The sequence below is a fragment of the Leeuwenhoekiella obamensis genome (genome assembly GCF_055391795.1).
Map to the genome: position 1 here is coordinate 1,328,039 of NZ_AP029251.1, position 25,387 is coordinate 1,353,425.

General features: G+C 39.0%; 18 protein-coding genes. 7 read left to right on the forward strand and 11 right to left on the reverse strand.

The genetic code is table 11. The annotated features are described in order from the left end of the window. Position 1 precedes the first annotated feature (1 nt). From ACZ5L8_RS05980 to ACZ5L8_RS06010, 7 genes are read left to right on the forward strand one after another with little or no spacing between them, the layout of a single operon-like run. Entirely contained in the window at positions 2 to 4,429 is a 4,428-nt protein-coding gene (locus tag ACZ5L8_RS05980) for a hypothetical protein (RefSeq protein ID WP_464440362.1), read from the forward strand. Further along, positions 4,429 to 5,988 (forward strand): contractile injection system tape measure protein, encoded by a 1,560-nt coding sequence (locus ACZ5L8_RS05985; RefSeq protein ID WP_464440363.1) that lies wholly within the window; start codon positions 4,429 to 4,431, stop codon positions 5,986 to 5,988. Before ACZ5L8_RS05980 ends, ACZ5L8_RS05985 begins: the two co-directional genes overlap by 1 nt. A gap of 2 nt (positions 5,989 to 5,990) precedes the next feature. After that, complete coding sequence (locus tag ACZ5L8_RS05990; protein WP_464440364.1) at positions 5,991 to 6,437, forward strand: hypothetical protein; 447 nt, start codon at positions 5,991 to 5,993, stop codon at positions 6,435 to 6,437. 9 nt (positions 6,438 to 6,446) lie between these two features. Then, on the forward strand, positions 6,447 to 6,770 hold the full coding sequence (locus ACZ5L8_RS05995) for a hypothetical protein (RefSeq protein WP_464440365.1): 324 nt from the start codon (positions 6,447 to 6,449) through the stop codon (positions 6,768 to 6,770). Between the two features lie 9 nt (positions 6,771 to 6,779). Further along, positions 6,780 to 11,222, forward strand: a complete 4,443-nt coding sequence (locus ACZ5L8_RS06000) for an eCIS core domain-containing protein (protein WP_464440366.1) — start codon at positions 6,780 to 6,782, stop codon at positions 11,220 to 11,222. Positions 11,223 to 11,257: 35 nt separating this feature from the next. Next, positions 11,258 to 12,082, forward strand: coding sequence for an N-acetylmuramidase domain-containing protein (locus ACZ5L8_RS06005; RefSeq protein ID WP_464440367.1), 825 nt, complete (start codon positions 11,258 to 11,260; stop codon positions 12,080 to 12,082). Continuing rightward, the gene (locus ACZ5L8_RS06010; protein WP_464440368.1) at positions 12,079 to 13,410 is read left to right on the forward strand and encodes an ATP-binding protein; all 1,332 of its coding nucleotides are present in this window, start codon (positions 12,079 to 12,081) and stop codon (positions 13,408 to 13,410) included. The genes ACZ5L8_RS06005 and ACZ5L8_RS06010 overlap by 4 nt, the downstream gene beginning before the upstream one ends. Position 13,411: 1 nt before the next feature. On the opposite strand, the gene ACZ5L8_RS06015 is transcribed toward ACZ5L8_RS06010, so the two are convergent. From ACZ5L8_RS06015 to ACZ5L8_RS06065, 11 genes are all read right to left on the reverse strand, one after another. Then, positions 13,412 to 14,266, reverse strand: a complete 855-nt coding sequence (locus ACZ5L8_RS06015) for a 5-oxoprolinase subunit C family protein (protein WP_464440369.1) — start codon at positions 14,264 to 14,266, stop codon at positions 13,412 to 13,414. Beyond that, positions 14,259 to 14,990, reverse strand: a complete 732-nt coding sequence (gene pxpB, locus ACZ5L8_RS06020) for a 5-oxoprolinase subunit PxpB (protein WP_464440370.1) — start codon at positions 14,988 to 14,990, stop codon at positions 14,259 to 14,261. Before pxpB ends, ACZ5L8_RS06015 begins: the two co-directional genes overlap by 8 nt. 3 nt (positions 14,991 to 14,993) lie before the next feature. Further along, complete coding sequence (gene pxpA, locus ACZ5L8_RS06025) at positions 14,994 to 15,728, reverse strand: 5-oxoprolinase subunit PxpA (RefSeq protein WP_464440371.1); 735 nt, start codon at positions 15,726 to 15,728, stop codon at positions 14,994 to 14,996. Beyond that, complete coding sequence (locus tag ACZ5L8_RS06030; protein ID WP_464440372.1) at positions 15,725 to 16,939, reverse strand: Nramp family divalent metal transporter; 1,215 nt, start codon at positions 16,937 to 16,939, stop codon at positions 15,725 to 15,727. The genes pxpA and ACZ5L8_RS06030 overlap by 4 nt, the downstream gene beginning before the upstream one ends. Continuing rightward, positions 16,939 to 18,054, reverse strand: coding sequence for a DUF2891 domain-containing protein (locus ACZ5L8_RS06035; RefSeq protein ID WP_464440373.1), 1,116 nt, complete (start codon positions 18,052 to 18,054; stop codon positions 16,939 to 16,941). The genes ACZ5L8_RS06030 and ACZ5L8_RS06035 overlap by 1 nt, the downstream gene beginning before the upstream one ends. 71 nt (positions 18,055 to 18,125) lie before the next feature. Further along, a complete protein-coding gene (locus ACZ5L8_RS06040) occupies positions 18,126 to 20,993 on the reverse strand; it encodes a M16 family metallopeptidase (RefSeq protein WP_464440374.1) in 2,868 nt (955 codons plus the stop codon). Between the two features lie 236 nt (positions 20,994 to 21,229). Next, complete coding sequence (locus tag ACZ5L8_RS06045; RefSeq protein WP_464440375.1) at positions 21,230 to 22,768, reverse strand: YifB family Mg chelatase-like AAA ATPase; 1,539 nt, start codon at positions 22,766 to 22,768, stop codon at positions 21,230 to 21,232. A 71-nt stretch (positions 22,769 to 22,839) separates the two neighbouring features. Next, a complete protein-coding gene (locus ACZ5L8_RS06050) occupies positions 22,840 to 23,484 on the reverse strand; it encodes a response regulator transcription factor (RefSeq protein ID WP_464440376.1) in 645 nt (214 codons plus the stop codon). After that, the gene (locus tag ACZ5L8_RS06055) at positions 23,481 to 24,275 is read right to left on the reverse strand and encodes a sensor histidine kinase (protein WP_464440377.1); all 795 of its coding nucleotides are present in this window, start codon (positions 24,273 to 24,275) and stop codon (positions 23,481 to 23,483) included. The genes ACZ5L8_RS06050 and ACZ5L8_RS06055 overlap by 4 nt, the downstream gene beginning before the upstream one ends. Further along, on the reverse strand, positions 24,272 to 24,895 hold the full coding sequence (locus tag ACZ5L8_RS06060; RefSeq protein ID WP_464440378.1) for a hypothetical protein: 624 nt from the start codon (positions 24,893 to 24,895) through the stop codon (positions 24,272 to 24,274). Before ACZ5L8_RS06060 ends, ACZ5L8_RS06055 begins: the two co-directional genes overlap by 4 nt. A gap of 12 nt (positions 24,896 to 24,907) precedes the next feature. Then, positions 24,908 to 25,279: a hypothetical protein gene (locus ACZ5L8_RS06065; RefSeq protein ID WP_464440379.1), complete on the reverse strand. Its 372-nt coding sequence runs from the start codon at positions 25,277 to 25,279 to the stop codon at positions 24,908 to 24,910. Positions 25,280 to 25,387 lie beyond the last annotated feature (108 nt).

The window sequence follows — 25,387 nt, forward strand, 5'->3', positions numbered from 1 at the left end:
TATGGAAGCAGTATTAAGACATATCACAAAAGACTACAGAGCATTTGTAGACGATCAGGTACTTACCGCTGGTCAACTTAACGAGTTCATAGACTATTTTGAAGATCAAGACAGGCTCACCCGCGTGTGTCTTACCGGCGCTGGCCTGGCTTGCGGCTTTGAGGTAAGCAAATCTGCAAATACAATTTCTATCACTCAGGGTTGCGCGATCACTACAGACGGCGACCTTCTTAAACTGCTAACCACAAATGATGCGGGTAAAACTGTTTTGGCTCAAGGCCAAATAAACTACAAACACTTCAAGAAGTTTGAGAATAAACCTGCCAATTATAAGCACTTTATAAAAGATGCTGACACTGCCTCCGAATCACAAATTGAGCTTTGGGAACTTCTGCCTGAAGGAACACAAAACGCCAATGACAAATCCCTTGCTGATCTAGACCTCAATGATAAAATAGTACTGCTTTATCTAGACTCTTACACAAAAGAAGATGACATCTGCACAGAAACAAATTGTGATAATCAAGGTGAACGTCGCGTAAATCAACTTAGAGTTTTGCTTGTCAGCGAAAAAAACATCGATCATATTGCTGGTTTAGATGCTGTTTATACGAGACATAATATCCTTTCGCTTTACAGTCTTTTGCCAGAGATCAAAATGCCACGCTTGATCCTCACCACAGGAATACAACAAAAGAAAAATCCGCCGAAGATTGATCTTACCGAAATTATCAATCTTGATCTCTTTAGAAAAGACATCGTTTTTGAAAGTCCGTTGAAAGTAGATACTCTCAAAGCTCCTTCTCTATTTACAGATTTTAGAACAAAAGAATCATCAACTTTCGTTACAGACAAATTGCTTGTCAGCGAAATTGCAAACTTCAAGACACCAACGTTATTAAATAAAGCAGGACTTCTCGATCTATCAAAGTTTGCTACATTACCTAATCTTCAATCCACGATCAATACTGAAACGTATTCGGCTTTAGCTTCCAGTTATCGAAGTTTAATTCTAACGACACTTAATCAACTTGAGCATGCCTACGAAGACCTTCACGAAGGATTTGCTTCGCTTTTAAACCTTTCGGCGAAAGCCAAAAACAAAACGCAAGCATACTTTAAAAACTTAAGAAATGATCTGCCCGCGCTAGATATACAATATGCCTACGACCATGTGCGCGATCTTGTTCTAACCTATGCCGGGATCAAAGATCTTTTGTACCGCATTCAGGTAGAATGTTGCCCTCAGGTTAATGCGTTTCCTAAGCATATAATGCTGGGTAAACTTGACGATAAAGACCGTTTTAAAACCTATCGTCACACATTTTATCATTCTGAATTGCATCCCAAAAATGAGCATTTGCAGCGTGCAAAATTCTTAGTGCAGCGGTTTAATGTACTTGCCGCAACATATACAAAAAAGCTAGAGGAAGAAGTTAAAATAACGCCTTCTACTTGGTATTCTTCGCTTTTAGCGAGTAAGGGCGGCGTGACGTACAAAGCGGCTTCTATTCCATTTTATTATGAGGTTGACAGCTCGTTCTTACCCTTTTGGGATTTTGATATGACAACCGCTTATCGCGAAAAGTTCAATTTAAGTTATCACAGAAAACCTTTGAATAAAACAGCTTGCATTCAAGATCCGTTAGCGTATGATCTATCAGAATTTGATTTTCTGCGCATAGAAGGAATTCACGGCAAGAAATACGATGAGATTTTTAAAGAACTAGACAAATTAAAGCGAGAGCACGCGCTTTCTTTTGACGTCAAAGCCGTGAGCATTGATCAAAAACTTGAGGATATTGACATTGATGAATATGCGTGTCACTTTGGGTTTCTAGATACAAGTCTTAAATCTTGGACGGCTGAGCAAGATTGCCTCAATGCAGAGATCACGAAGTTTTTCAGTGGATTTAGCCTTAGGATCCCCGGACTTCACAATTATGCAAAAGGCAACTTTAAGATCAACACAGAGCTTGTAAAAAAGGCCGCAAACCCAGGACTTAGTTTACTTTCAAGTTCTAAAGAAAAAATGCTTTTTACTGATCTCGCTTCCGCGAAAAGCTCTCCGACAAGCGCAAAAACCACAGATAACACCTTTTCGGCGAAAGCCAAAACAGCCCGCGTCACCATGAACAGCGGGATAGAATATATCGCTCCTGTGAAGAAGGAAACGCCGGTAAATAAAGTTGTGAAAGAAGAACTTTATACTAAAGCTGATGACCTGGGAACGATCATGGATGTTGTGCTTAAGGAAGATTATGTAGGGAATTATCTGGATATTTTTACAGATTTTGACCGTGAGGTAAAAGATAAATTCCCGGTTTTGCCTGAGGTTAAAAATGATACGATAACCGTAACACGCACGATCCCGGCAAAGATCATCGCACTGCTGCAGGTGGCATCTTCTTACATTCCATCAGCGCTTAACCAGGTTTCTGAAACTACTAAAGAAAACTTTACTGCTGCGATGGCAGATCTGTGTGAATATGTAGAAGAAGCGATCGACACGGTGAATACGATCTTTTACGCTCCAGAATCAGAATACGAATGGGTGGGCTATGAGAATATTTACATGACGCTGCTTTACCGCTTGCAAGAGAATTGTTGCGCCGCAGAACGTCTTGAAATTTTAATTACAGAAATTGAAGAACGCAAAACAAAAATTCTTGATGAACTGATCTTTGAGAATTTCGCTAGAAAGCATCCTGGATTAGAACACAAAGCTGGCGTACCCATGGGCGGAACATTTGTTTTAGTCTATTCTGGCGTTGCAAAAAGCGCTGAAGATAAATCAATACCCGCAAATACGGTTGTTGCAGACTTTTGCCTGCCATATCAATGCTGTTCAGATTGTGCTCCTATAGGATTTATCGTTCCTGATCTTGTGGGGCAAGGCAGCATAATTCTTGAAAATGATGAATTATGCGTTGATGAAACTGTTTCTGAGGTCATCCCAATGGGAATGACTGTAAGCCCAGAAAATGCTATCGTCGCTTTGACAAATACTTCGATCAAAGGACTTACCATTAATGATAATCAACTTGAGATTGATCCGCAGAATTTTAATGGTTATGATGTGCCTTTGTCTTTTACAGTAAATGGACAATTGACCAATGCAAAACTTACTGTTTATAAGAAGCCTCAACTCTCTATCATTTATTCGCCAGAGAAGCCCACAAGCCTTTTGGGTAATAGCGTAGACATGAGGTTTACGTATCAAAATGAGAACAATTTCAACGCTAGTAGATTTAAATTCTCATGGGAAATTGATGGCGAGAATTATACTGGCGAGCGCACTGGTCATACTATTAAAATAGATCAAGATTATGATAAAGACAGTTATGAATTCCCAGTTTCATTACATCTAGAAGGCAAGCATTGCGGCGCAGAGATCAATAATCAAATGATCGAAATTGAGATCGTAAAACAGGACGACACCATTATAGAAATGGATGAAACGATCTTCTGTTCTGATGATCGTAATGAGTATGAGATCATAACCGTTCCGCCAACTAAGGAGGTTGAGATCACTGGCGATGGAGTGAGCAAAATAGATGGCAAGTATTTCTTTATTCCGGCGAAAGCCACAGAAAAAAATATCGAGATACAACTGGTAGATGGCAATAAAATAGACGTAACCGTTGTGCCCAGAACTGCCAGCGCTACACTATCGCAAGAAAGAAATGAGGAAAAAGGTTTACTCGTAGTTTCAACAGATTTTAAAACTGGTGAAGAATACCAGTGGACGTTTAACGGTGAGAAAATCGCAGGAGCAAATGGCTCTGAGATCATTTTCTCTTTGGCTGAAGCCAAAACCGGCGAAGTGGGATTAACCATTATCAACAAACCATGTCCTGCAATTATCGCAGAACCTATCAAGATCGAGATTCAAACCGAGTTAAAATGTCCTGAAGCATCCAAGATCAGAACAGAAAATAATCTGCGTGAATTAATGAAGATTTTTGAAAACGCAGGCAATGACAGTTGGCTTCAAGATGAGTCAAAAAGGCTGATCGAGATTTACAATGCCGTACTCAAGGATGAAACATTCTGGGATGATAAAACGCTTAAGGTCCCGACAAAAATGTTTGATCAAATCAGCACAAGTAAAGACGCTGCGATAGAGATGATACATGGCGATAAACAGCCAACGGCATACTTTGATCTTTATCGCCTAAGTATTGACTTGCTCTACAATCTCACGAGATGCTTTGAGGATATTGCTCTAGCCAATTTTGAGCCAGAATTCAACAAGATAAGAGATCATTTTAATCCAGAAAATGAATTTAAAGACTCGTTTAAAAACTTCAGAGATGACTTTGAAGCAGGCGAGAAATTAAAAATGTTGATGAGAGATCTTTCAGAAAATTCGCATTCTGCAATACTTAAAGAACATGCGGCTAAAATCTTGAGTTTACTTAAATAATGACGCTTCCGCGAAAACATATCATCCATAAGGTATCGGTAGATGTGAATACCAATTCTGTAAACAAAGCGCTTGAGCTTAAGGATAATATTGATCTGTTTTTAAAACATGAGATATTCCCGCAGCTCTCAGCCATGCTAGATGATCTGCAAGTAGATTCTTCACAACATTTACACCTTGAAAATCTTGAGATCGAAGTAAATGAAACCGGTGATTTTGATGCCATGACTATACGATCTAAGATCATCAAAGAACTAAAGAAAAATCTAAAAACTACGGCTAAACAAGCAAGTGTAAAAGCAGAGAAAAGTCGTGTTTTAAATCAGTTTACATTTGACGAAAAAGCAAACTATAACAATCTAAAAAGCGACAATCATTTAACACCTGAAAAAAGACAGATTGAAGCTTTTCTACACTTTTTACAAACAGGAAATCTTCCTTGGTTTTTTGGCGAAAATGAAGCGCTTGACATCAATTTAATTAAAAAATATATTGAGGAGAAAAAAGCTGTAAATCAATTAAGGTCTGTATTAAAAAATGAGATTGCCACAACACGATTATTAAAACAATTTTATTCTGAAACGAAGCTGATATTTTCAATCATAGCTTGCGTAAAAAACATTGAAGTTGAGAAGATCAATGACTTATTTAAAGTTGTCTCAAATAATAAAGTAAAACTTAAATCAAAATCACACAAACAATTAAAATACAATATTTTAAAAATTTTAATTAAACCCCAAGAGAATCATAATACACTCAATATTCAAACAGAAATAGTTGACGTTTACAAACATCTACTTTTTACAGATTTTCATAAGCAAAAATCTCAAAATGAGGTTATAGAATTAGACAAAGAACTTTTGGCTACAGCCAAAAAAACATCAATAATATTTTCTGAAATTTTCAAGATCAAACTGGATTTTGAACATAAAAATAGCGGTGAAATAAACTTGGTTTTTAATGATAAAACTATTGCCCTTCTCCCGAAAGAATCATCAGAAAAGCAAAGTTTAAACCAAGTTGAGAAACCTGAAATTGAGCTTCAAGAATTTGAAGAAAATTCCTCTTTTCTTGTTGATCATGCAGGCTTGATCTTACTGCATCCTTTCCTTAAAAATTTATTCAGTGCTGTTGAATATCTCAATAGCGACGGCACGATCAAAACTGAGAAAATAGACCATGCTTTACATCTGCTATTTTATTTGTCTACAGCCAAAACAAAACCCTATGAATACGAGCTGGTTTTTGAGAAAGCTTTGTGTGGAATACTGGTAAACAGACCAGTAAACAGAGACATCAAACTCTCTAAAAAAGAAAAACAAGAAGCAGACGAATTGCTTAAAGCCGTATTAGCACACTGGGCTTCTTTAAAGTCATCTTCAATAGACGCATTGCGAGTAGAATTCTTAATGCGGGAGGGAAAAATCGAGTTTCAAGAAGACAAGATCAAACTCAACATACAACGCAGAGCGGTAGATCTATTGCTCGAGAAATTGCCGTGGAGCATCGCGATCTGCAGATTTAAATGGCTAAAAAAACCAATCTATATAACCTGGTAACTATGAGAACTTTTAAAATTACGCTTTTACTTACTGTTGTGATGTTTGCCGTCACAAGCTGTGCGACGTCGCTTTACAATCAATACAGTTTTACAAAAACTCTGGAGACAAAAACTGAAGCGATAACCCTTATTGATGTTTCAGATTCACCTTACACAGAGCATGAAACCGAGGTGAAACATTTGCAAAATCTACTCGCACAAATGGTCGCTTATGAACAAGCCAGAGAACGCAATGAGATAAGTGCAAAAATGTGGCAATATCTCGCAAGCGATGCGTCTAGCTTGCAAAAATTCTTACAACTATGGCAAGAACAAAACACCATGAATGCTGCCTTTACAGAAGAATTTAAACCACAAATAGCACACATTTTTGACCTTATGGCAGACTATGAATCAAAGAAAAGTAAGGAGTCTGAAAGTGCATTACTCAACCTACTAACCGAATAAATTAAGACGATGGATTTTCAATTATTTTTTAATGAAGTAAAGCAAGATATTATAAGTCTTGTGAAAGAGAAATTTGGTCAAGAAGGCGCCAAAGTCAAAAGCGAGATCGAGGTGTTTTTAGACAATTCTAAAGAGAAACTGCAACGCTGGGCATCGCTTATGGAGCAAGGCGCGATCACGCCGGCAGAGCTTGAGATCTTACTTCAAAGTCAGAAGGATATTTTGATTTTTGAGAGCTTGTACAAAGCGGGTATTTCAAAGATCAAGATAGGTATGTTCAAGAATGCGGCCATCAAACTTATCGTTACAAAAGCGGTTACTTTCATTCTCTAAGATCAGTATATGCAGGCTTTCGCCAAAAATAGAAACACTCAATCCACTCCGGCTAAAAGTCAGGAGAATGGACCGTTTTTTGGCGTTCAAGCAAAATTAAAAACAGGTCAAAAAGGAGATCAATACGAAGTTGAAGCAGACAGCGTAGCCGAAAAAGTCGTCAACAAAACCACTGGTAAAGAAAGTAATTCATTCTTTACGCCTGCGGCTCCTGCGGTTCAAATGCAACAAGAACCATCGATCGCACAATCGATCACTCCACACGTACAACTCAAAGAGGCTGAAGACGAAGCTGTACAAAGTAAAGAGGACGACGAACTTCAAAAACAGGAAGAGGAAGAAACTGCTCAAATGAAGCAGGAAGAAGAGATTCAGCAAAAAGAAGAAAACGAAGAATCGCTACAAGCTAAAGAAGACGAAGAGATACAAAAGCAAGAGGAAGAAGAAAGCATTCAATCAAAAGAAGATGATGAAGAGGTGCAAATGCTTAAGATCTCAAACAAGACAAAAAAACCGAATATCTCAAAACCTCTTCGCGCTTCAAAAGGTAGCGGTCAGACTTTGCCAAATGCTACAAAGAGTAAAATGGAATCTGGTTTTGGCACAGATCTTAGCGATGTACGTGTGCATACTGACACTGCAGCCGCAAAAATGAATCAGGATCTGGGCGCAAAGGCTTTTACCAATGGCAAAGACATCTATTTTAATGAAGGCAATTTTAAACCAGATACTAAAGAAGGCGACACACTTCTTGCGCATGAGTTAACGCACACCATTCAGCAAGGTGCGGTTGCGGCAGATAAAAAACCTCAAGCAGAAAAGAAAACTAATGCTGCAAATGCTAACGCTCCTAAGCAAAGTGGTCAAGAAAGTTTGCCTTCCGGCGAAAGCCAGAAAAATATAAAAGCAAAGCCTGGCAAAGAAGCGATCAAACTTCCTGAAGAAGGTAAAAACGCAAAAGAAAAGTCAGCAGGTGATAAAGAGTCTAAAGAAGAACAAACATTCTCAACACCACGATCGCCAGAAGATGATCCTAATTTCTTAGCTGCTCAACAACAAATTGAAAACCGAGCGACAGAGCAACAAACCACGCAAGAAGCTTCGGCGGCTTCATCTGCGGCACAAAGCGCTTCACCCGTTCCTGCAAATGAGCGACAAGGCGGCGCGCAAGCGAGTCAGGTAGAAGCTATGGATGAGCAAGAAGCAGGAACCTTTGATGCTGCAGCCTTTAAAGCGCAACTCATGGAGCGTATTGAGCGAATGCAGCTTCCGGCAAATGAGGAACAGGCAGATGACTTTGAAAATCATAATAACATTGACGAGATTACCGCTGATGGTACACAAATGGCTTCCGCCGAAAGGCAAAACGCCGCAGGCCCAATTGAACAAGCCACAACTGCCGAACCGAATACTGAAGCCGTACCACAACGCGAGGTAACTGCCCTACCCGATCCTGCGATTGGCAATATTCCTGCTCCCGTGCCAGCCGCTCAGGCGATGCCGCCGCGTAGAGCAGAAAGCGAAGTAAGCCAACCGTTGCAGGAAAATATGCAAAGTGTAGATCAGCAGATGCAAGACAATGAGGTCACAGATGAAATGCTGGCAAATAGTAACGAACCTAGTTTTACCGGTGCTTTAGCATCTCGCGATGAAGCCAGAGAGCATACAGAGCAGGCGCCGCAAAGCTTTAGACAGCAGGAATCAAACACGCTAGCCTCATCGCAACAGTCTGCTGCGAATGCCAGCTCACAAGGCTTGCAAGAAATGCACAATAGCCGCAGCGGAGTTCTTAATCAAGTTACACAGCAGCAACAAGGCACATCTACACAAGATAGCGCTGAGCGCGAAAGGATCTCTGCCGAGATCAATGCTATTTATGAAGCGACTAAAGTAGATGTTGAAACCATACTCGCATCTCTTGACGAGCAAGTAACCATGAAGTTTACCGCTGCCGCGGAAAGAGCTAAGGGCATTTTTGAAAGTCACGTTGAGAAAGAAATGGACGCTTATAAAGATGAGCGTTATAGCGGTTTAGGAGGTGCTGTGACTTGGGTAGGCGATGCATTTACTGGCTTACCGGATGAGGTAAATGAATTCTTTGTAGAAGGAAAAGCAAAATATATCAAAGCGATGGATGGCGAACTGACGTCCATTTCGCAATACATTGCACAAAAACTTACTGAAGCACAACAGCGCATCGCTCTGGGGAAAAATCAGATCAATGAATATGTAGGTTCGTTGCCTGAAAATTTACAGTCTATAGGTCAAGATGCTGCTGGCGAGATACAATCTAAATTTGATGAGCTAACTGACAGTGTAAATAGCAAACAAGACGAGTTGATAGATAGTCTTGCTAGTCAATATCAAGAAAATCTTGCCGCAGTAGATGCACGCATAGAAGAAATGCAAGCCGCAAACCGCGGACTCATAGACATGGCGATGGATCTTGTTGTAGGCGTGATCCAGACCATTATCGAGATCAAAAATATGCTCACAAATCTACTAAGTGCAGCGATCTCTGCTATTGGAGCTATTATTACAGATCCTATAGGCTTCTTAAATAATCTCTTTACAGGCGTAAAAGATGGTTTCTTGAATTTTGGCAAGAACATTCTTAAACACCTTATTAATGGTCTTGTTACTTGGTTAACCGGCGCACTTGGCCCTATGGGAATTACCATTCCTGAAGATATTTTCAGCCTTAAGGGAATCTTTAGTCTGGTGTTACAAGTCTTAGGTCTTACTTGGGATTACATGCGTCAAAAGGCTGTAAAACTTCTTGGTGAACCCGTTGTACAAGCGCTTGAAGTAGGTTTTGAGATTTTCCAGATCATCAGGACAGAAGGAATCGCAGGTGTTTGGGAATATCTCAAAGATCAATTTAATGACCTCAAAGAGACCGTGATCGAGGCGATACAAGATATGATTATTACACAAGTGGTTGATGCTGGTATAAAATGGGTTCTAGGATTGATGAGTCCGGCGGGAGCATTTGTCAAAGCCGCAATGATGATCATCGATATTGTAAAATTCTTTATTGAACGCGGCAGTCAGATCATCGCGCTTGTAAATGCGTTTATTGATGGGATCAAAGCCGTCGCGTCTGGTAATGTCACTGCGATCGCAACAAAAATTGAAGAAGCCTTAGGCAAGGCCGTACCAGTAATTATAGGTTTCTTAGCGAGTCTATTAGGTTTGAGTGGGCTTGCTCGAAAAGTACAAAACCTCATTGGCAAAATCAGAAAACGCATTGATAAGGCGATCGATAAACTGATCCTTAAAGCGAAAAAGGCTTTTAAAGGGTTGGTGAAAAAAGGAAAGGCTGCTGCTGGCAGAGTATTGTCATGGATAAGAAAAAAAGTAAAATTCACTTTATCTAATGGAGAAGAGCATAAAATATTCTTCAAAGAAAAAGGGAATAAATACGAACTAACGATTAGAAGTACTGAAATGCCTTATGAAAGCTTCATAAATAGCATTGATATCAGTAGTGATCCAACGCTAGGCCCTAAAAAAGTTGAAGCTCTGAATCATGCCGAAGAAATTGACAGACTAAGCGCCGAAAGTGCTTCAAATACCAATAAAGATAATTCAGAGGTCATTTCGGCTAAAATGCAACTCCTTGTAGCTTTAACTTCTAAATTGATGGAGGCAAACAAAGGTACAATTGAAAATAGTAGACCTGTTTGGGGTAGCGAATTTAATGGCACATTTGGAACTTCAATGCGCATTGACTTTTTATCAACTAAAAAAAGTTCTGGATCATCAGCAGATAGCAAATTATATAATACACAATATCGCCATTTAGATAAGAGGAAAGGCGAATCTGGAAGTAGGCCATATTATGTAAGAGGGCATTTGCTTAATGCTGACTTCCATGGTCCTGGCAATGAATGGAAAAATTTAACTCCATTGACCTATTCTGCAAATAGTCTACATAAAACTAGAGTTGAAGGAAAGATAAGAGAAAAGATGGTAAATGGTAAAACTGCTTTTAGATACATGTTGCAGGTAAACTATGGTAGAGGTTTAAATCAGTCTTTGATAGATGAAGTTATAGCAAGTGGAAAACCAAAGGCTGCCGAAGTTGCTGAAATAATAAAAATGGAACAATATGTCCCAACTTCTATACAGCCAAATGTGAAGCAGATAGATAAAGACGGAGAAATTGTTCAAGGCGGTCTTACTATAGCTGAAAATATACCTAATACAATTAAGCAAAATAGTTATGAAGATTATACAAATCTTGGTAGTGATAAGCCAGATCCAGTATCCATTAATACAGCTAATAAAGAAACATTAAAGACCATTCCTAATATTACAAGTGATGAAGTGGCAAAAATTCTTGAAAAAAGAACATTTAGAGGCCGCGTATCAATGAGTACGAAGACCGAAATACCTCTTTCTAAAATAGAAACATGGTATGATAATGAATATATTAGCTTTAATTAAGATTAAAAAAATCCTCAAAAAATAAATAACCCACCATGAAAACACTACGCTACCGCTCTAATGATGAAGAAGTATATTTTCTTGAAGAAATTCTCAAAGAATTAGGATACGATGTTTACGTAAGCACATACTTTGGTAAAGACACAGATGCTGCGATAAAAGACTTTCAGCTTAAACATAATCTTGTTGTTGATGGGATCGTAGGTCTTAAAACATGGTCTAAACTGCTTCAGGCAAAAGAAAATCTGCTTTCATTCAGTGATAAGTTGCTTAGTGAAGATGACCTTAAAGAATTTGCTCAGCAATACGATATTCCGCTTGCTGCTGTAAAAGCGGTAAATGAGGTTGAAAGTAGCGGTAAAGGCTTCCTGATAGACGGCAGACCACGCATTTTGTTTGAGGGTCACATTTTTTGGCGACAGCTAGAAAAAAGAAATATCAACCCTGCTGATCATGTAAATGACCATACTAAAGATGTGTTGTATTCTTCATGGACAAAAAAATATTACAAAGGCGGCAGCGATGAATATGATCGTTTAGAAAAAGCCGCAGGAATCAGCGATAATGACGCATTTCACGATGCGGCATACGCTTCAGCGAGCTACGGTTCATACCAGATCATGGGATTTCATTATGAGTCATTGGGCTATCTTTCTGTAGATCATTTTGTTTCGCAGATGTATGAGCATGAGCGCAATCATCTCAAAGCTTTCGGTAAATTTCTAGAGGTCAATAATCTCATAAAGTATATTAAGGCACTAGACTGGGCAAAATTTGCACGTGGATACAACGGCCCCGCTTACGAGAGCAATAATTATGATACAAAGCTAGAACGCGCTTACAATCGCTACAACTCATGACAAAAAAGAACACAGCAGCTCAAGGTCTAGATTATGCAATGGCATACCTAAGCGAGGTTTTAAAGTGGCGTTTAGGTAATATGCAGGCTTCCGCCAAAAGTCTTCCTGCTTACGACAGCGACCAACTAGGAAATTCTGGGATCGCTAATAAAATCGAGAAACTCAATCTGCAGACTGAAGAAGTGATCGTATTACTTCTTGCATTGAGTCCGTATTTAAAACCAGAACTTATAGGCGAAGCTGTTGCCAGCGTTTTTCCGCATGGTGGTGAACTGCCAGAAATGGGCGGTGTTAAAGGCACAAATCATCGCGGAATCCTTCCTACGGGTGAAACGGCACTTTTCATCATAGGTGGCAATATTGCTGCACAACGCATCGATACTTTGCGGTTTATTAATGAGCAAAGCAAACTGATAAAAAAGGAAATTGTTTCTTTAGAATTTTCACCGAAAGGCGAACCCTTTACAAGCGGAAGGCTCACAATAACGCCAGATCTCGCACATCAACTATTAACCGGAAAAATCCCAAATCCTAAACTGAGTATTGATTTTCCTGCTGAGAAGTTAGAAACGCAGCTAGAATGGGAAGATCTTATTCTTGCCGAAGAAACACTGGAAGAGATCAAAGAGATCGAAACGTGGTTGAAATTTCAAGAGATCTTGAGTGAAAAGTATGATCTTAAAAAGAAGTTCAAACCGGGTTATAAAGCCTTATTTCACGGTCCGCCAGGAACGGGAAAAACCCTTACTGCAAGCCTTCTAGGGAAATATACAAACAGAGATGTGTATCGTGTAGACCTTTCGGTAGTGGTCTCAAAATATATCGGTGAGACAGAAAAAAACCTTTCTAGCTTATTTGACAAGGCAAAAAATAAAAACTGGATCTTATTCTTTGATGAAGCCGACTCGATTTTTGGGAAGCGAACGAGCGTGCGAGATGCGCATGATAAATATGCAAATCAGGAAGTTTCATATTTGTTGCAGCGACTTGAATCGCATCCTGGTCTTGTAATCTTGGCTTCAAACTTTAAGCACAATATTGATGCTGCTTTTACTCGCAGATTTCAATCGCTGGTAGCTTTTAAAAATCCGTCGTATAAGGAGCGGTTGCGCTTGTGGCAAAGTAATTTACCCGCCGGTTTTACATTAGATGCAGCAATTGACATTAATCAAGTTGCCAAGAATTATGAAGTAACTGGAGCTAATATTTTAAATATTATGCACTACTGTTGTCTTTTCGCTTTAAAGCGAAAAAAAGAAATAATTGATGAAGATGTGCTTATCGCCGGCCTGAAACGAGAGTACAAGAAGGAAGATAAAATGTTTTAAACTAATAATCTCGCAGCGCCAAAACGATCTTCTCACCAGGCCTTTTTTGCGACAAAACACACATGCCTTTCTGAGAAATTTGCAAAACTCGCGCATAACCGCCGGTTACTTGACAATCTTTCATGAGCACGATCATATCGCCGGCAGGCGTAAGTTGCACGGTCCCCGGCAAAACAGGCGACGTTATAATATCTGCCACACCGCCATCTATTTTTTGCTTAAAACCTATTGCCATTCTATTAGAGCTTGGTAAAATCTCAAAAGCTGTATCAGCTATAAATTTCTTTTGTTGAGGTGATAAACTCTCGTATTCTGGGCCTTTAAAGGTTTCTACCTCTTCATCAAAAAGCCAATCATTCTTCACCTGAATTTTAGAACGTGTGTTCTGCTTTTTTTCATCTAAATCTTCAAAAATTAAGGTTTCATTCTGCAGTTTAGAAGATGAAGTTATCCCGTTGTATTGACTACGACTTCCCATGACCAACTCACTTTTAAAACCGCCTGCAATAGCGAGATACGCTCTAAAACCTTGTTTTAATCCGCTGAATTTTATTTCGTCGCCAGCATTGATTAAGATCTGCTTATTATTCTCGATCTCATGCGTGTTAAGCAAACATTTGAACTTCGCTCCAGAGATACAAATGGCCGTTGACGCGTTAAAAAGTAAATGTGGACCAGTCATCGTGATCTCTAACACAGCGTCGCTCTCATGATTTCCTAGAAGCAGGTTTGCCATTTGCGCCGAGAAACTATCCAAAACACCACTTTGTGGAACTCCGTTATTTGCAAAACCAAATCTACCTTGATCTTGGATCGAAGTATATAATCCTGATTTGATAACCTCGATCTTACCCATTTTGCAAAGTTTCTAATTGATAAACTCCGCTATCAGAAAGCGATTTTATTTCTTCATGTTCTTCTCTAGAAATTGGGTGAAATTTCAGTTGGTCACCCGCTTTAAAAAGTGATGGATTTTCTCTTTTTGCATCAAAGAAATTCAGCGGACAATTCCCTATAATTTGCCATCCGCCAGGACTTGCATTTGGGTACATTCCGGTTTGATTTCCTGCGATGCCTACAGCTCCTTTTAAAACACTTTTTCTAGGGCTACGCTTACGCGAAAAAGAGAGCTCATTTTTCATACCAGACAAATAGGCAAAACCTGGTAAAAAACCCATAAAACAAATGGTATAAACAGGATCAGAATGAAGACTGATTATTTCCTGTTTTTGAAGTTGCTTTTCTTCACTTATAAGCTCAAGATCTAAAGCAAAATGATCATCATAGCAAACAGGGACTTTGTAAATATTTCTAACAACATCCTTAGAGGGAAAATTTTCAAAATCAAAAGATAATAGTGAAGATTTTATATTATAGACATTATCTATATCAAAAACACATTTAACTAATAATGAATTGTATGTGTTAATTATCTCAACTTGTTGTTTAAACAATAATTTACTTAAAACTTCTTTGAGATCCAAAAGCCAAAACACCTTTTCGGTATCGATCCCAAAGTCCCATTGCAGCAAAATACTGCGTTCGCCTAATTGTGATATTATAGGTGTTTTGTTGAACAATTGCTATTTAATATTTATACCTTTTTTGGTTAGATTCTCATACAGAAACGAGGCTATTTCTACAGCATTTTTTGTGTCACCATGAATACAGATCGTATCGATATTTGCATCGATCTTTTCACCAGATCTCACCCTAATTTTTTGTTCTTTTACCATGGTCAAAACGTGGTCAAGAACATCTTCTTTTCGCGTAAGCAAAGCATCATTTTCTTGCCTTGAAACTAGCGTTAGATCACCGTTATAATTTCTATCTGCAAATCCTTCAAAAAGGACAACGATCTTACCTTTTGCGAGTCTAGCGATCTCACTTCCCGGTGGTGCATAAAGTGCTACGCCAGGACACGTATTTAACATCACATCGATCACTACACTTGCAAGATTTTCATCAACGCTGCACAAATTATACAAAGCTCCGTGAGGCTTAACATGATGCATTTTAAGATCATGAATCGCGCAACAATTCATCACAAGAAGAATTTGTTGACGCAATGTTACATAAAGATCCTCTTTACTCATCACCATGGGTTTTCTACCAAAATTCGCCTTATCAGGAAAAGATGGATGCGCCCCTACTCTTACATTATTGTGTTTTGCAAGCGCTACGACCTGATCTATGGTTGAGCCGTCGCCAGCATGACCGCCACAGGCTAAATTACACGAACTGATAAATGGCATGATCTCAGCTTCATTGCCGATGCCTTCACCCAGATCACAGTTTATGTCAATTATATTTTTCACGAAAATCCTTTAGAAATACTGATTACGCCCAGCGCTATGGTGATGATCAAGATCAATGCGCTTAATATGTTTTGCGTCCTTGTATTTGTTTTGTTTCCTAAAATGGCTTTTTGATTTGCAAGCCAAATTAAAATTCCGGCGATGATGGGTAACAACATTCCATTTGCTACTTGCGCAAACTTTATAACTTCAATGGGCTTAAAGCCAAAAGTAGAAAACACAATCCCAAGTACTAGAATTGTCATCCAGACGGCTCTAAACTTCCAGCTCTTTTGATCTTCAGATAAACCTAAGCAACCTTGAGCGACAAATGCAGCTGCAAGTGGTGCGGTTATGGAAGATGTCAAACCAGCGGCGAACATTCCTGTGGTCATGCTATATTTGGCCAGCGAGCCATACAGCGGTTCTAAACCTACAGCCATATCAGAAACGTTTGCGATAGATTTTGCATTGATTGAAGTTGCAGCAAGAACCACGCACATAGAAACAATACCGCCGACGATCACAGCGATCATCGTATCCTTTTTGGCAAAAGCCAGATCACCTTCTCCAGACCATTTTTGATTCACTAGAGAAGCGTGCAAAAATAAGTTGTAAGGCACCACCGTCGTACCGATGAGCGCCATAACCATCAAGATTCCGCCTGCCGGAATACTAGGAATAAAAGCTCCTTTAAAAAATTCAACAATATCCGGTTTTGTAATTATCGCCGTGATGATAAACGACAAACTCATGAGAATGATAAGCATTAAAAAGAGCTTTTCTAAGATCTTGTAATTGCCTAAATAAAGCGCGGCAAAAGCAAAAACACCAATTATTAAACTCCAAATATTTAGGTTTAATCCAGCTATCTGAAGATCGCCAGCATAAAAAACCTCCATACCCAGAACGGCGCCACTTAAATTACCGGCTTCATAGGCCGCGTTACCAATAACGATGGCAGCCAAAACCAGAATAAGAATAGCATTTCTCGCCACCGGATTTGTAAATGCATTGCGAAGAACCTGAGAAAGTCCCTTGCCTGTTACAAGCCCGATCCTAGCAGCAGTTTCTTGCAAAATAATGGTCGCAACTATTGATAAAGTAAGCGCCCAAAGCAAACCATAACCAAATTGCACACCAGCTAATGTGCAGACTGTAACCGTTCCTGGACCTATAAATGCTGCAGCGATCAGCGCACCAGGGCCAATATTTTTTAACGGATTACGCATTAGTTATGCGCAGTTTTTAAAGCATAAAGAGAAAAACTTCCTAACCAATGTCCGCCTTCATAATCGTCTCCCACAACATTGGGCAAAGAATAACTCAAGTGTTTATCTGCCTGATTTTTTAAATGAGCATATTCAGGATATTGCTTTGCTAGGGCATACAAATTCCAAGCTCTACTGAAATTAACGCCATCAAGATGCACAAGTTTTCCATCTGTTCTATCAGAAACTTCCCCCACGGCTAGCTCATAATTTTCGTCAGACAATTGCGGAAGAAACTTTTTGGCCCAAGCCAAAAACTCTTCTTTACTTAAAACCAAACGCATCATATTCATTTCTTCAAGACATGGCGATAAAAAGTCTGAACCGCCAGGCTCCCAACTCATTGGGCAATTTTCATCCTGCATGTAAAAATCCTTAGCGCGTTGAGCTAACATCTCTTTAAATGCGGTATCGCCCACAGCCTCTGCATACTCATAGGCAAAAGACATCCCAAAAGCGGTATTAGGGTGCTCTCCCACTCTAATAGGATAATTTAATTTTGGCAAGAACTCCTTGTATTTCTCAACCAGCAAATCTGTAAGCGGCTGCAGGTTTTGCTCTAGTTCTTTTGCAAACGGGTCATCCCATGTATGTAATTCTTCTGCAAGTTTTAAAAGCCAAGCCCAGCCATAGGTGCGCTCGTAAGATTTGTTATGCTCACCGTAGAAATAAGAGACCTCTTGCTCTATATTTTCTTTGGTAAGATGTTCTTGTAAATACGTTTTTAAGGTTTCGGCTTTCGCCAAATCTGGAAACGTTTTAAGAAGGTAAACCATGCTCCAGTGACCGTGCACGGCACTGTGCCAGTCAAAACATCCATAAAATGCAGGATGTAACGCTGAAGGTTCTTCTAGATCATCAGCACTGCCAATGGTTTGAGACAATTTGTTAGGATACTCTTGATTAACGCATGCCAGAGGCATTTCAGCAAGATTATTAGCCTGCTCTAGCGTTAACTCAGGAGTTGAATATTGTTTGATCGCTGATATTTCAGCTGGTTCTGCTTCCTCTGTTTTTTGCTCGTTAGATTGACAAGCAATGATACCTAGAAATAATAAAAAGTAAAGTTTTCGCATAGGGTTGATTTGGTCTTAAATATAAAAAAAGCCCTGCAATTGCAGGGCTTTAAAGTTATTTGATGTCAAGATTACATCTTTACATCTTCAAGCTTGATCTCATTTCCTTCTTTATCAAGAAGTTTTACTTCGTCAAAGCCCATGTCTTTAAACTGCTGAAACTGTGTTGCAGCGTCACCTACAACCAGATAAGCCATTTTGGACTCATCCAAATACTTATTTGCAAGTGCTTTGTGCTGCTCTAAAGTCATGTTGTTAACCGTCGCCTCTTCATTCTCGATGTACTTAGGATCAAGGTCGTAAGCACTCATCTCCTGAAGCATGCCTAATAATGAATAATTAGTCTCAAAACGACGCGCATTAGACTTGATCAATGCGTTTTTAGTAAAGTCTAGATCTTCTTGAGAAATACCTTCTTTGTATTTTGAGATCTGATCTTTAAAGATCTGCACAGACTCACCAGTTGTGTTTGTTCTTACACTTGAAGAAGCTGTGAATGTTCCTGGTATTTTGCTTCCGCTAAAGCCAGAACGCGCACCATAAGTGTATCCTTTTTCTTCACGTAACACAAGGTTTACGTTACCAGAGAAACTTCCTCCTAATTTGTAGTTCATCACCTCTGCTGGATAGAAATCTGCATCTGTTCTAGGCATAGAAATATAACCAATATTGATCACAGACTGCTTAGCATTAGGTACATCTACAAAATAAAGTGAAGCATTATCTCTATCATTTGAGACTTCAAAAGTTGGTATCTCAACTTCTTTCGCCGCCCAATTTTCTTCTAATCCATCAAGCGCAGCAAGCGCTTCAGATTCTGTGATATCACCTACTACATGAAATCTAGAAACTGATGGTGAGAAATTCTTATTGTAATATGATTTAAGATCGTCGATAGTGATATTCTCTACAGACTCGATCGTTCCGCTTGTAGGCATCGCAAATGGATGATCTTCACCATAAAGTACTTTGTTGTACACGCGGCTTGCGATCGCATTAGGATTTGCGTCGCTACGCTTAATTCCATTTTCTACGCTTGTTACGATACGACCAAATTCTTCTTCATCCCATCGTGGCTCAAGAAGGATCTCTTGCAAAAGCGCAATGGTTTTGTCAAAATTTCGCTTAAGCGTACTTCCCTGAACAACAATTGACTCGCGTGAAGTGTACATATTTATGCTTGCACCAAGTAATTCTATTGCTTCTTCTAATTCTTCAGGAGTTTTTGTAGCTGTACCTTCCATCATGATGTCGCTCATGATATTCGCTACTCCATTTTTGTCTTTAGTATCTAGCAAATGTCCACCTTCGATCACCATGCTAAAATTAACTAGCGGCAATTCTGTTTGCTCAATACCATAAACTTCCATCTGGTTATCAAGTGTTGCACTCCAGCTAGAAGGAACGTTTAATGATGGAGATTCGCCCATTGCAGGAGGTGTGCTTCTATCAATTTTAGACGGAGTTTTCTCGATCTCAACTTCAGCATCAACTACCTCTGTTTGTACATTTTCAGTGATCTCTTCCTCTACTACTTTAGCTTTTTCAGAATTGGCTGCAGCCAAATCCAATTTACCCTTAGGCACAAAGCTTGTTAAAACAAACGGCTTACCTTTAATGTATTTGTCATAAACACTCATGACATCTTCTTTAGTCACCGCCTTAATATTCTCAATATCTTGCGTGATAAAATCAGGCTCACCTGTAAAAACATCGTATTGCGCTAACTGAAAAGATTTTCCTAGCACACTGCTTACACCTTGATAAAAACCAGTTTCAAGTCCAGCTTTTACGCGCTCCATATCGCGATCTGTAACTCCGGTTTCTTCAAATAATTTAAAAGCATCATTGATCGCAACTTCTACGCTATCAAGATCTACACCGTCATTTGCAGTGATCGAAACTCTAAACGTTCCTGCGATCTGACCGCTGTTATTCCAAGCGCTTGTTCTACTTGTAAGATCACGCTCTTTAACAAGAACCTTGTACAAAGGCGCTTTTTTACCGCTAGATAAGATCTCGCCAAGAAAGTCTAAAGCATAAGAATCTTTAGTGTATTGCTCTGCCGTAGGCCATACCATATTTAATTGTGGGGCCGTTGCAAAATTATCTTCGTGATAAACACGCTTAGTTTCATCTAGCGTAACGATCTGTGGCTCTAATGGCTCATTAACTCCATGAGATTTAATCTCACCAAAATACTTCTCAACTAATTCTTTTGCTTCTGCATCATCAAAATCTCCAGCAATTACAAGAGTCGCATTATTAGGGCCATAAAACTGATTATAAAATTCTTTTACATCAGCAACAGTAGCATTTTGAAGATCTTCTAATTCACCAATAACTTGCCAGTTATATGGATGACCTTCTGGATAAATATTCTTATCGATCACATAACCCGTGTGACCATAAGGATTGTTATCTACGCGCTGGCGTTTTTCATTCTGTACCACCTCTTGCTGATTTGCAAAAGCAGATTCAGTCACTGTATTGATAAAATAACCCATACGGTCACTTTCCATCCACAGTACAGTTTCAAGTGCATTTTTAGGAACTACCTCATAATAGATCGTCCCGTCTTGCCAAGTACCACCATTTAAAGTACCACCGGCATCTTGAATGGTTTTGAAGAATTGATCTTGCGGCACATTCTCTGATTCTTGAAAAAGCATATGCTCAAATAAGTGTGCAAAACCCGTGCGTCCAGGTTTTTCTCTGTTTGAGCCTACTCCATATTGTATCGCTACAGACACAATAGGATCTGATGCGTCTTTGTGTAAGACAACATTAAGTCCGTTTTCTAATTCATACTTGTCGTAATCGATTGATAAAGTTGTATCTGCAGCAGCGGTGTCTTTCTCTTTGTCTTCACAAGAGATCAACCCTACAGATAAAATCGATAGTACTAAAACCACCGATCTGAAAATGAATTTTTTCATGGAAAAATTTATTTTGGATTAAGGATTTGCTAAGATAAGCATTAGTGTTAATTATATTTTAAAATATGACAGCTTACTTTAGGTTTTGTTGCATATTCTTCATCGAAATTATCAATTTGATAAAATTTCACCTGTAAAAAATCAATTTGATATTAAATGGTCAACATATTGAGGATTTAATATCGTCGTGTTTACAAACCTTCTATTTTACTTCTTTTGGCTGTAGCCAAAATATCTTAACCCAACCAGCCATCGCGATCTAAGCTGCGATATTGTATCGCCTCGCTAATATGGTGACCCTTAATATCTACGGAATCCTCAAGGTCTGCGATCGTGCGAGAAACCTTCAAAATACGGTCGTAAGCGCGCGCAGAAAGGTTCAAACGTTCCATCGCGTTCTTGAGCATGAGTTTAGAATCTTCGTCGAGTTTGCAATATTTTCTAATCTGCTTCACTCCCATCTGGGCGTTGTAATTTGTTGTTTCGCTTTCGCGGAAGCGCTCTGTTTGCAACTGCCTGGCATTGCTCACACGTTCTCTTATTGCCACGCTACTTTCGGCCTTTTGCTCATCTGAAAGTTTATCAAATGGCACCGGCGTAACCTCAATATGAATGTCAATACGATCTAATAAAGGCCCAGAGATCTTACTTAAATAACGCTGCATCTCAGCCGGCGAACTCACAACAGGCGCGTCTGGATCATTAAAATAACCGCCGGGACTAGGATTCATACTAGCAACAAGCATAAAACTGCTGGGATAAGTAACTGTAAATCGCGCACGAGAGATCGTGACTTCACGATCTTCTAGCGGCTGTCGCATCACTTCAAGCACTGTTCTTTTAAACTCTGGCAACTCGTCTAGAAACAGTACGCCGTTGTGCGCTAAAGATATCTCGCCAGGTTGCGGGTAAGCTCCTCCTCCCACGAGTGCAACATCACTAATTGTGTGATGCGGACTCCTAAACGGTCGCTGCGCCATGAGCCCAACTTGCTCATTAATTCTGCCAGTAACGCTATGGATCTTTGTAGTTTCGAGCGCTTCGCGCAATGTCATGGGCGGTAGAATGCTAGGCAATCGTTTTGCAAGCATAGTTTTACCAGAACCCGGCGGACCTATTAAAATAATATTATGCCCACCAGCAGCGGCGATTTCCATACAGCGCTTAATTCCCTCCTGCCCTTTTACATCTGCAAAATCAAATTCTGGATGCTCCAGACTATTATAGAATTCTGCTCTTGTATCAACTATGGTTTCTTCTAGTGGAGCGCCATTATCAAAATGATCTATGACCTGAGCTATATTCTCAACCCCGTAAACCTGCAGATCTTTAACAATAGCAGCTTCCTTCGCATTTTGAATGGGTAAAATAAATTTCTTAAAACCTTCGTCTTGCGCTTTAATGGCGATGGGTAAAGCTCCTTTAATAGGCTGTAAACTTCCATCAAGAGAGAGTTCTCCCATAATGATGTATTCATTAAGATCATCTGCTTTGATCTGAGCGGTAGCAGCGAGAATACCCGTGGCGATGGTAAGATCATAAGCAGAACCTTCCTTGCGCATATCTGCCGGCGCCATGTTTATCGTGATCTTTTTTCCGGGGATTTTGTAGCCGTTGTTTTGAAGTGCAGCAGCAATACGATAGTTGCTTTCTTTAATGGCATTGTCTGGCAAACCTACAAGGTGATATCCTACACCTTTATCAATATTTACCTCAATTGTAATTGTTGTGGCTTCTACGCCAAAAACTGCTGAACCATAAACCTTTGTAAGCATGTTAAAGTATTGTCTTTCAAATAAAAGAAAATACCTTTAAAAATGCAACTTATTGATTTACAGAATAAAAACTAAATACTTACAAGATTGTTTTGAAGTGCAAAGATCACGAGTCCGGCCATGTTCCTGCTTTCGGTTTTGAGAAGTAGATTGTTGCGGTGGCCTTCTACCGTACGTGGACTTAAAAAAAGTTCTTCGGCCATTTCTGTGGTTGTTTTTTGCTCACAGATCAATTGCAGAACTTGTTTTTCTCGATCGCTTAAGATATCGTCGATGTTATCCTTTGGCGAAAGCCCATCACCAGATTTTGAGATCATATCTACGGTTTTATCGTCATAATAAAATCCTGTCTCGTGTACCTTCTTTATGGTATGTATCACGCGATCTGGCGAAGAATCTTTAACGAGATATGACGATGCGCCCACTTGTATCATGTTGCGCAAAAACGAGGAAGAATTATAACTGGTAAGCGCGATGATCATAATATCAGGAAACTCTTTGCGGATGATCTTTGTCGCCTCAATACCATTAATATCTGGCATATTAATATCCATCAACAAAACGTCTGGATGGTTTTTTGACTTCCTGAGTTTTTCTAACAACAATGCACCGTTAGAAGCTTCTAAAACGACTTCAAGACCAGGTTTACTGCCTAGCAAAAGCGCCATGCCTTTTCTAAACAATTCTTCGTCATCACAAAGTCCTAGTTTGATCATAAGTTGGGTTTAAAATATGTGTTGATCTTAACTCCTTCGCCGGGTTTGCTCCAATAATCCCAGCTACCGCCCAGTAAATTTACACGACTTTCAATGTTTTTCATGCCTAAACCGCTAGTAATTTTAGGATCATTCATTAAAAATCCGCAACCATTATCAACGTAAGCCATTTTTAATTCACCTTGATTATCAATGAATTCTGCAAAAATAGTTGTGGATTTACCATGCCGCACAGAATTATTAAGCAACTCTTGAACAATTCTGTACACATGTATTTGTAATGGCTTTGTAAAAATACCTTTGGGCCAGTTATATTTTAAGTTAACCTTGAGACCTTCAATGGTATTAAACTCGTCTACAATCTCTTCAATTGCGGCAAAAAGTCCAAAGTTCTCTAGCACCGGCGGCAATAGATCATGCGAAATTCTACGGGCATTCTCAAGCGCTCGTGTACCTATTTCTTTCGCTTTAAGCGAAATCTCCTCTGCCATCTCACTTTTGCGCACATCTTCATCCTGAAGTAAGTTCATATTAAGCACAATAACATTGAGTTTAGAACTTACTTCATCATGAATATCACGAGCAATTCTTGCACGTTCCTTCTCTTGTGTGATGATGGTTGCGTTAAGAAGATCTTCTTTATGCTTTAGTTTAAGGTTTTGTTTTTCTAGCTCTTTTTCAAAGATTTGCTTTCGCGAAAAGAGGAAAAAAATGATCACCAGTGCAGCCAGAAAAATGATTACCCCTGTGCCTATAATAATGTACCAAAAAATCTGCTCTTCATCGATCATGATTCTTTAGCTACTTGAAGCTTTCTTTTTTTTAATAATGAATACCAGTTAACAACACACAATACCTGAAAGATCAAATACGCATAAGCATTTACATCAGATAAAAGACGGACAATAGATTTTTTAATTTCAAGACCTATATTTCCCAATCCAAAAACCAAAATGCTAATGGAAAAATAGACCAGACACCCTAGAGAGATATAAAGATAACTTCCTCTTTTATTAAGAAGACTATATAAATATCTACCCGCATAAAAAGTAAATATTAAACCGCATACTGCTAAACCTATAGGATTATAGCTATTCTCAATTTTAATAATAAACAAATATTGTATCAAATAAGCCGTCAGAACAATACTTGACAACCAAATAATCCATTTCCTATTTATTATAAAAAAGAAAAATAGAGACAAGGATATAAATTGTGCAAACAACATATAATGCACAAGAAAAATATTATACTCTCCCATATTTACATAGAAAGAGAAACCCTGAATGCATGCTATACAAAATAAATAAATGAAAAAGCTTAGGTAAGCCTTATCATATTTTTTGAAGTTGATAACAAAAAGAATAGGGAGAGCAAAAGAGATGTAAATCGTTAACTTTCCTATATCCAAGATAATTTATTTTTAGTTCAAAACACTGGTAGGGTCACAATTCGGTGGGCAAGGTCTTGTTAAATCAAAAATCCCTTCATCATCAGCATTTAAACTATCGGCTTCTGCTGGTAGAAGATCTTTGTAATATGTGTTTCCTTTTTCGTCCACAGCCTTTTCTGTACCTACGATGACTAATTTAGGAGTGTCATCATCATTAACGCCTAGATATGCACGCACATAACGATCGCCTTTTTCTCCTTTTAACTCCTTAAGCACTTCTATAAGATCATCTGCAGGTATAAGAAAACCTTTAAGATCTTCATGTTTGCCTTCTTTATCCTCTGTTCTCCATCTTGAAGTCCAGTCTTTTGCTTGTTGTAGAGTAATTGTGTTTTTTGACATTGATTGATTAAATTAAGTTACGAGACCAAATTTAATAAAGGCATATCAATTGTCTTAAGAATACTTTAAGAAAATAAAGCAGGTATTTTCACGTTGTAAAATCTTAAA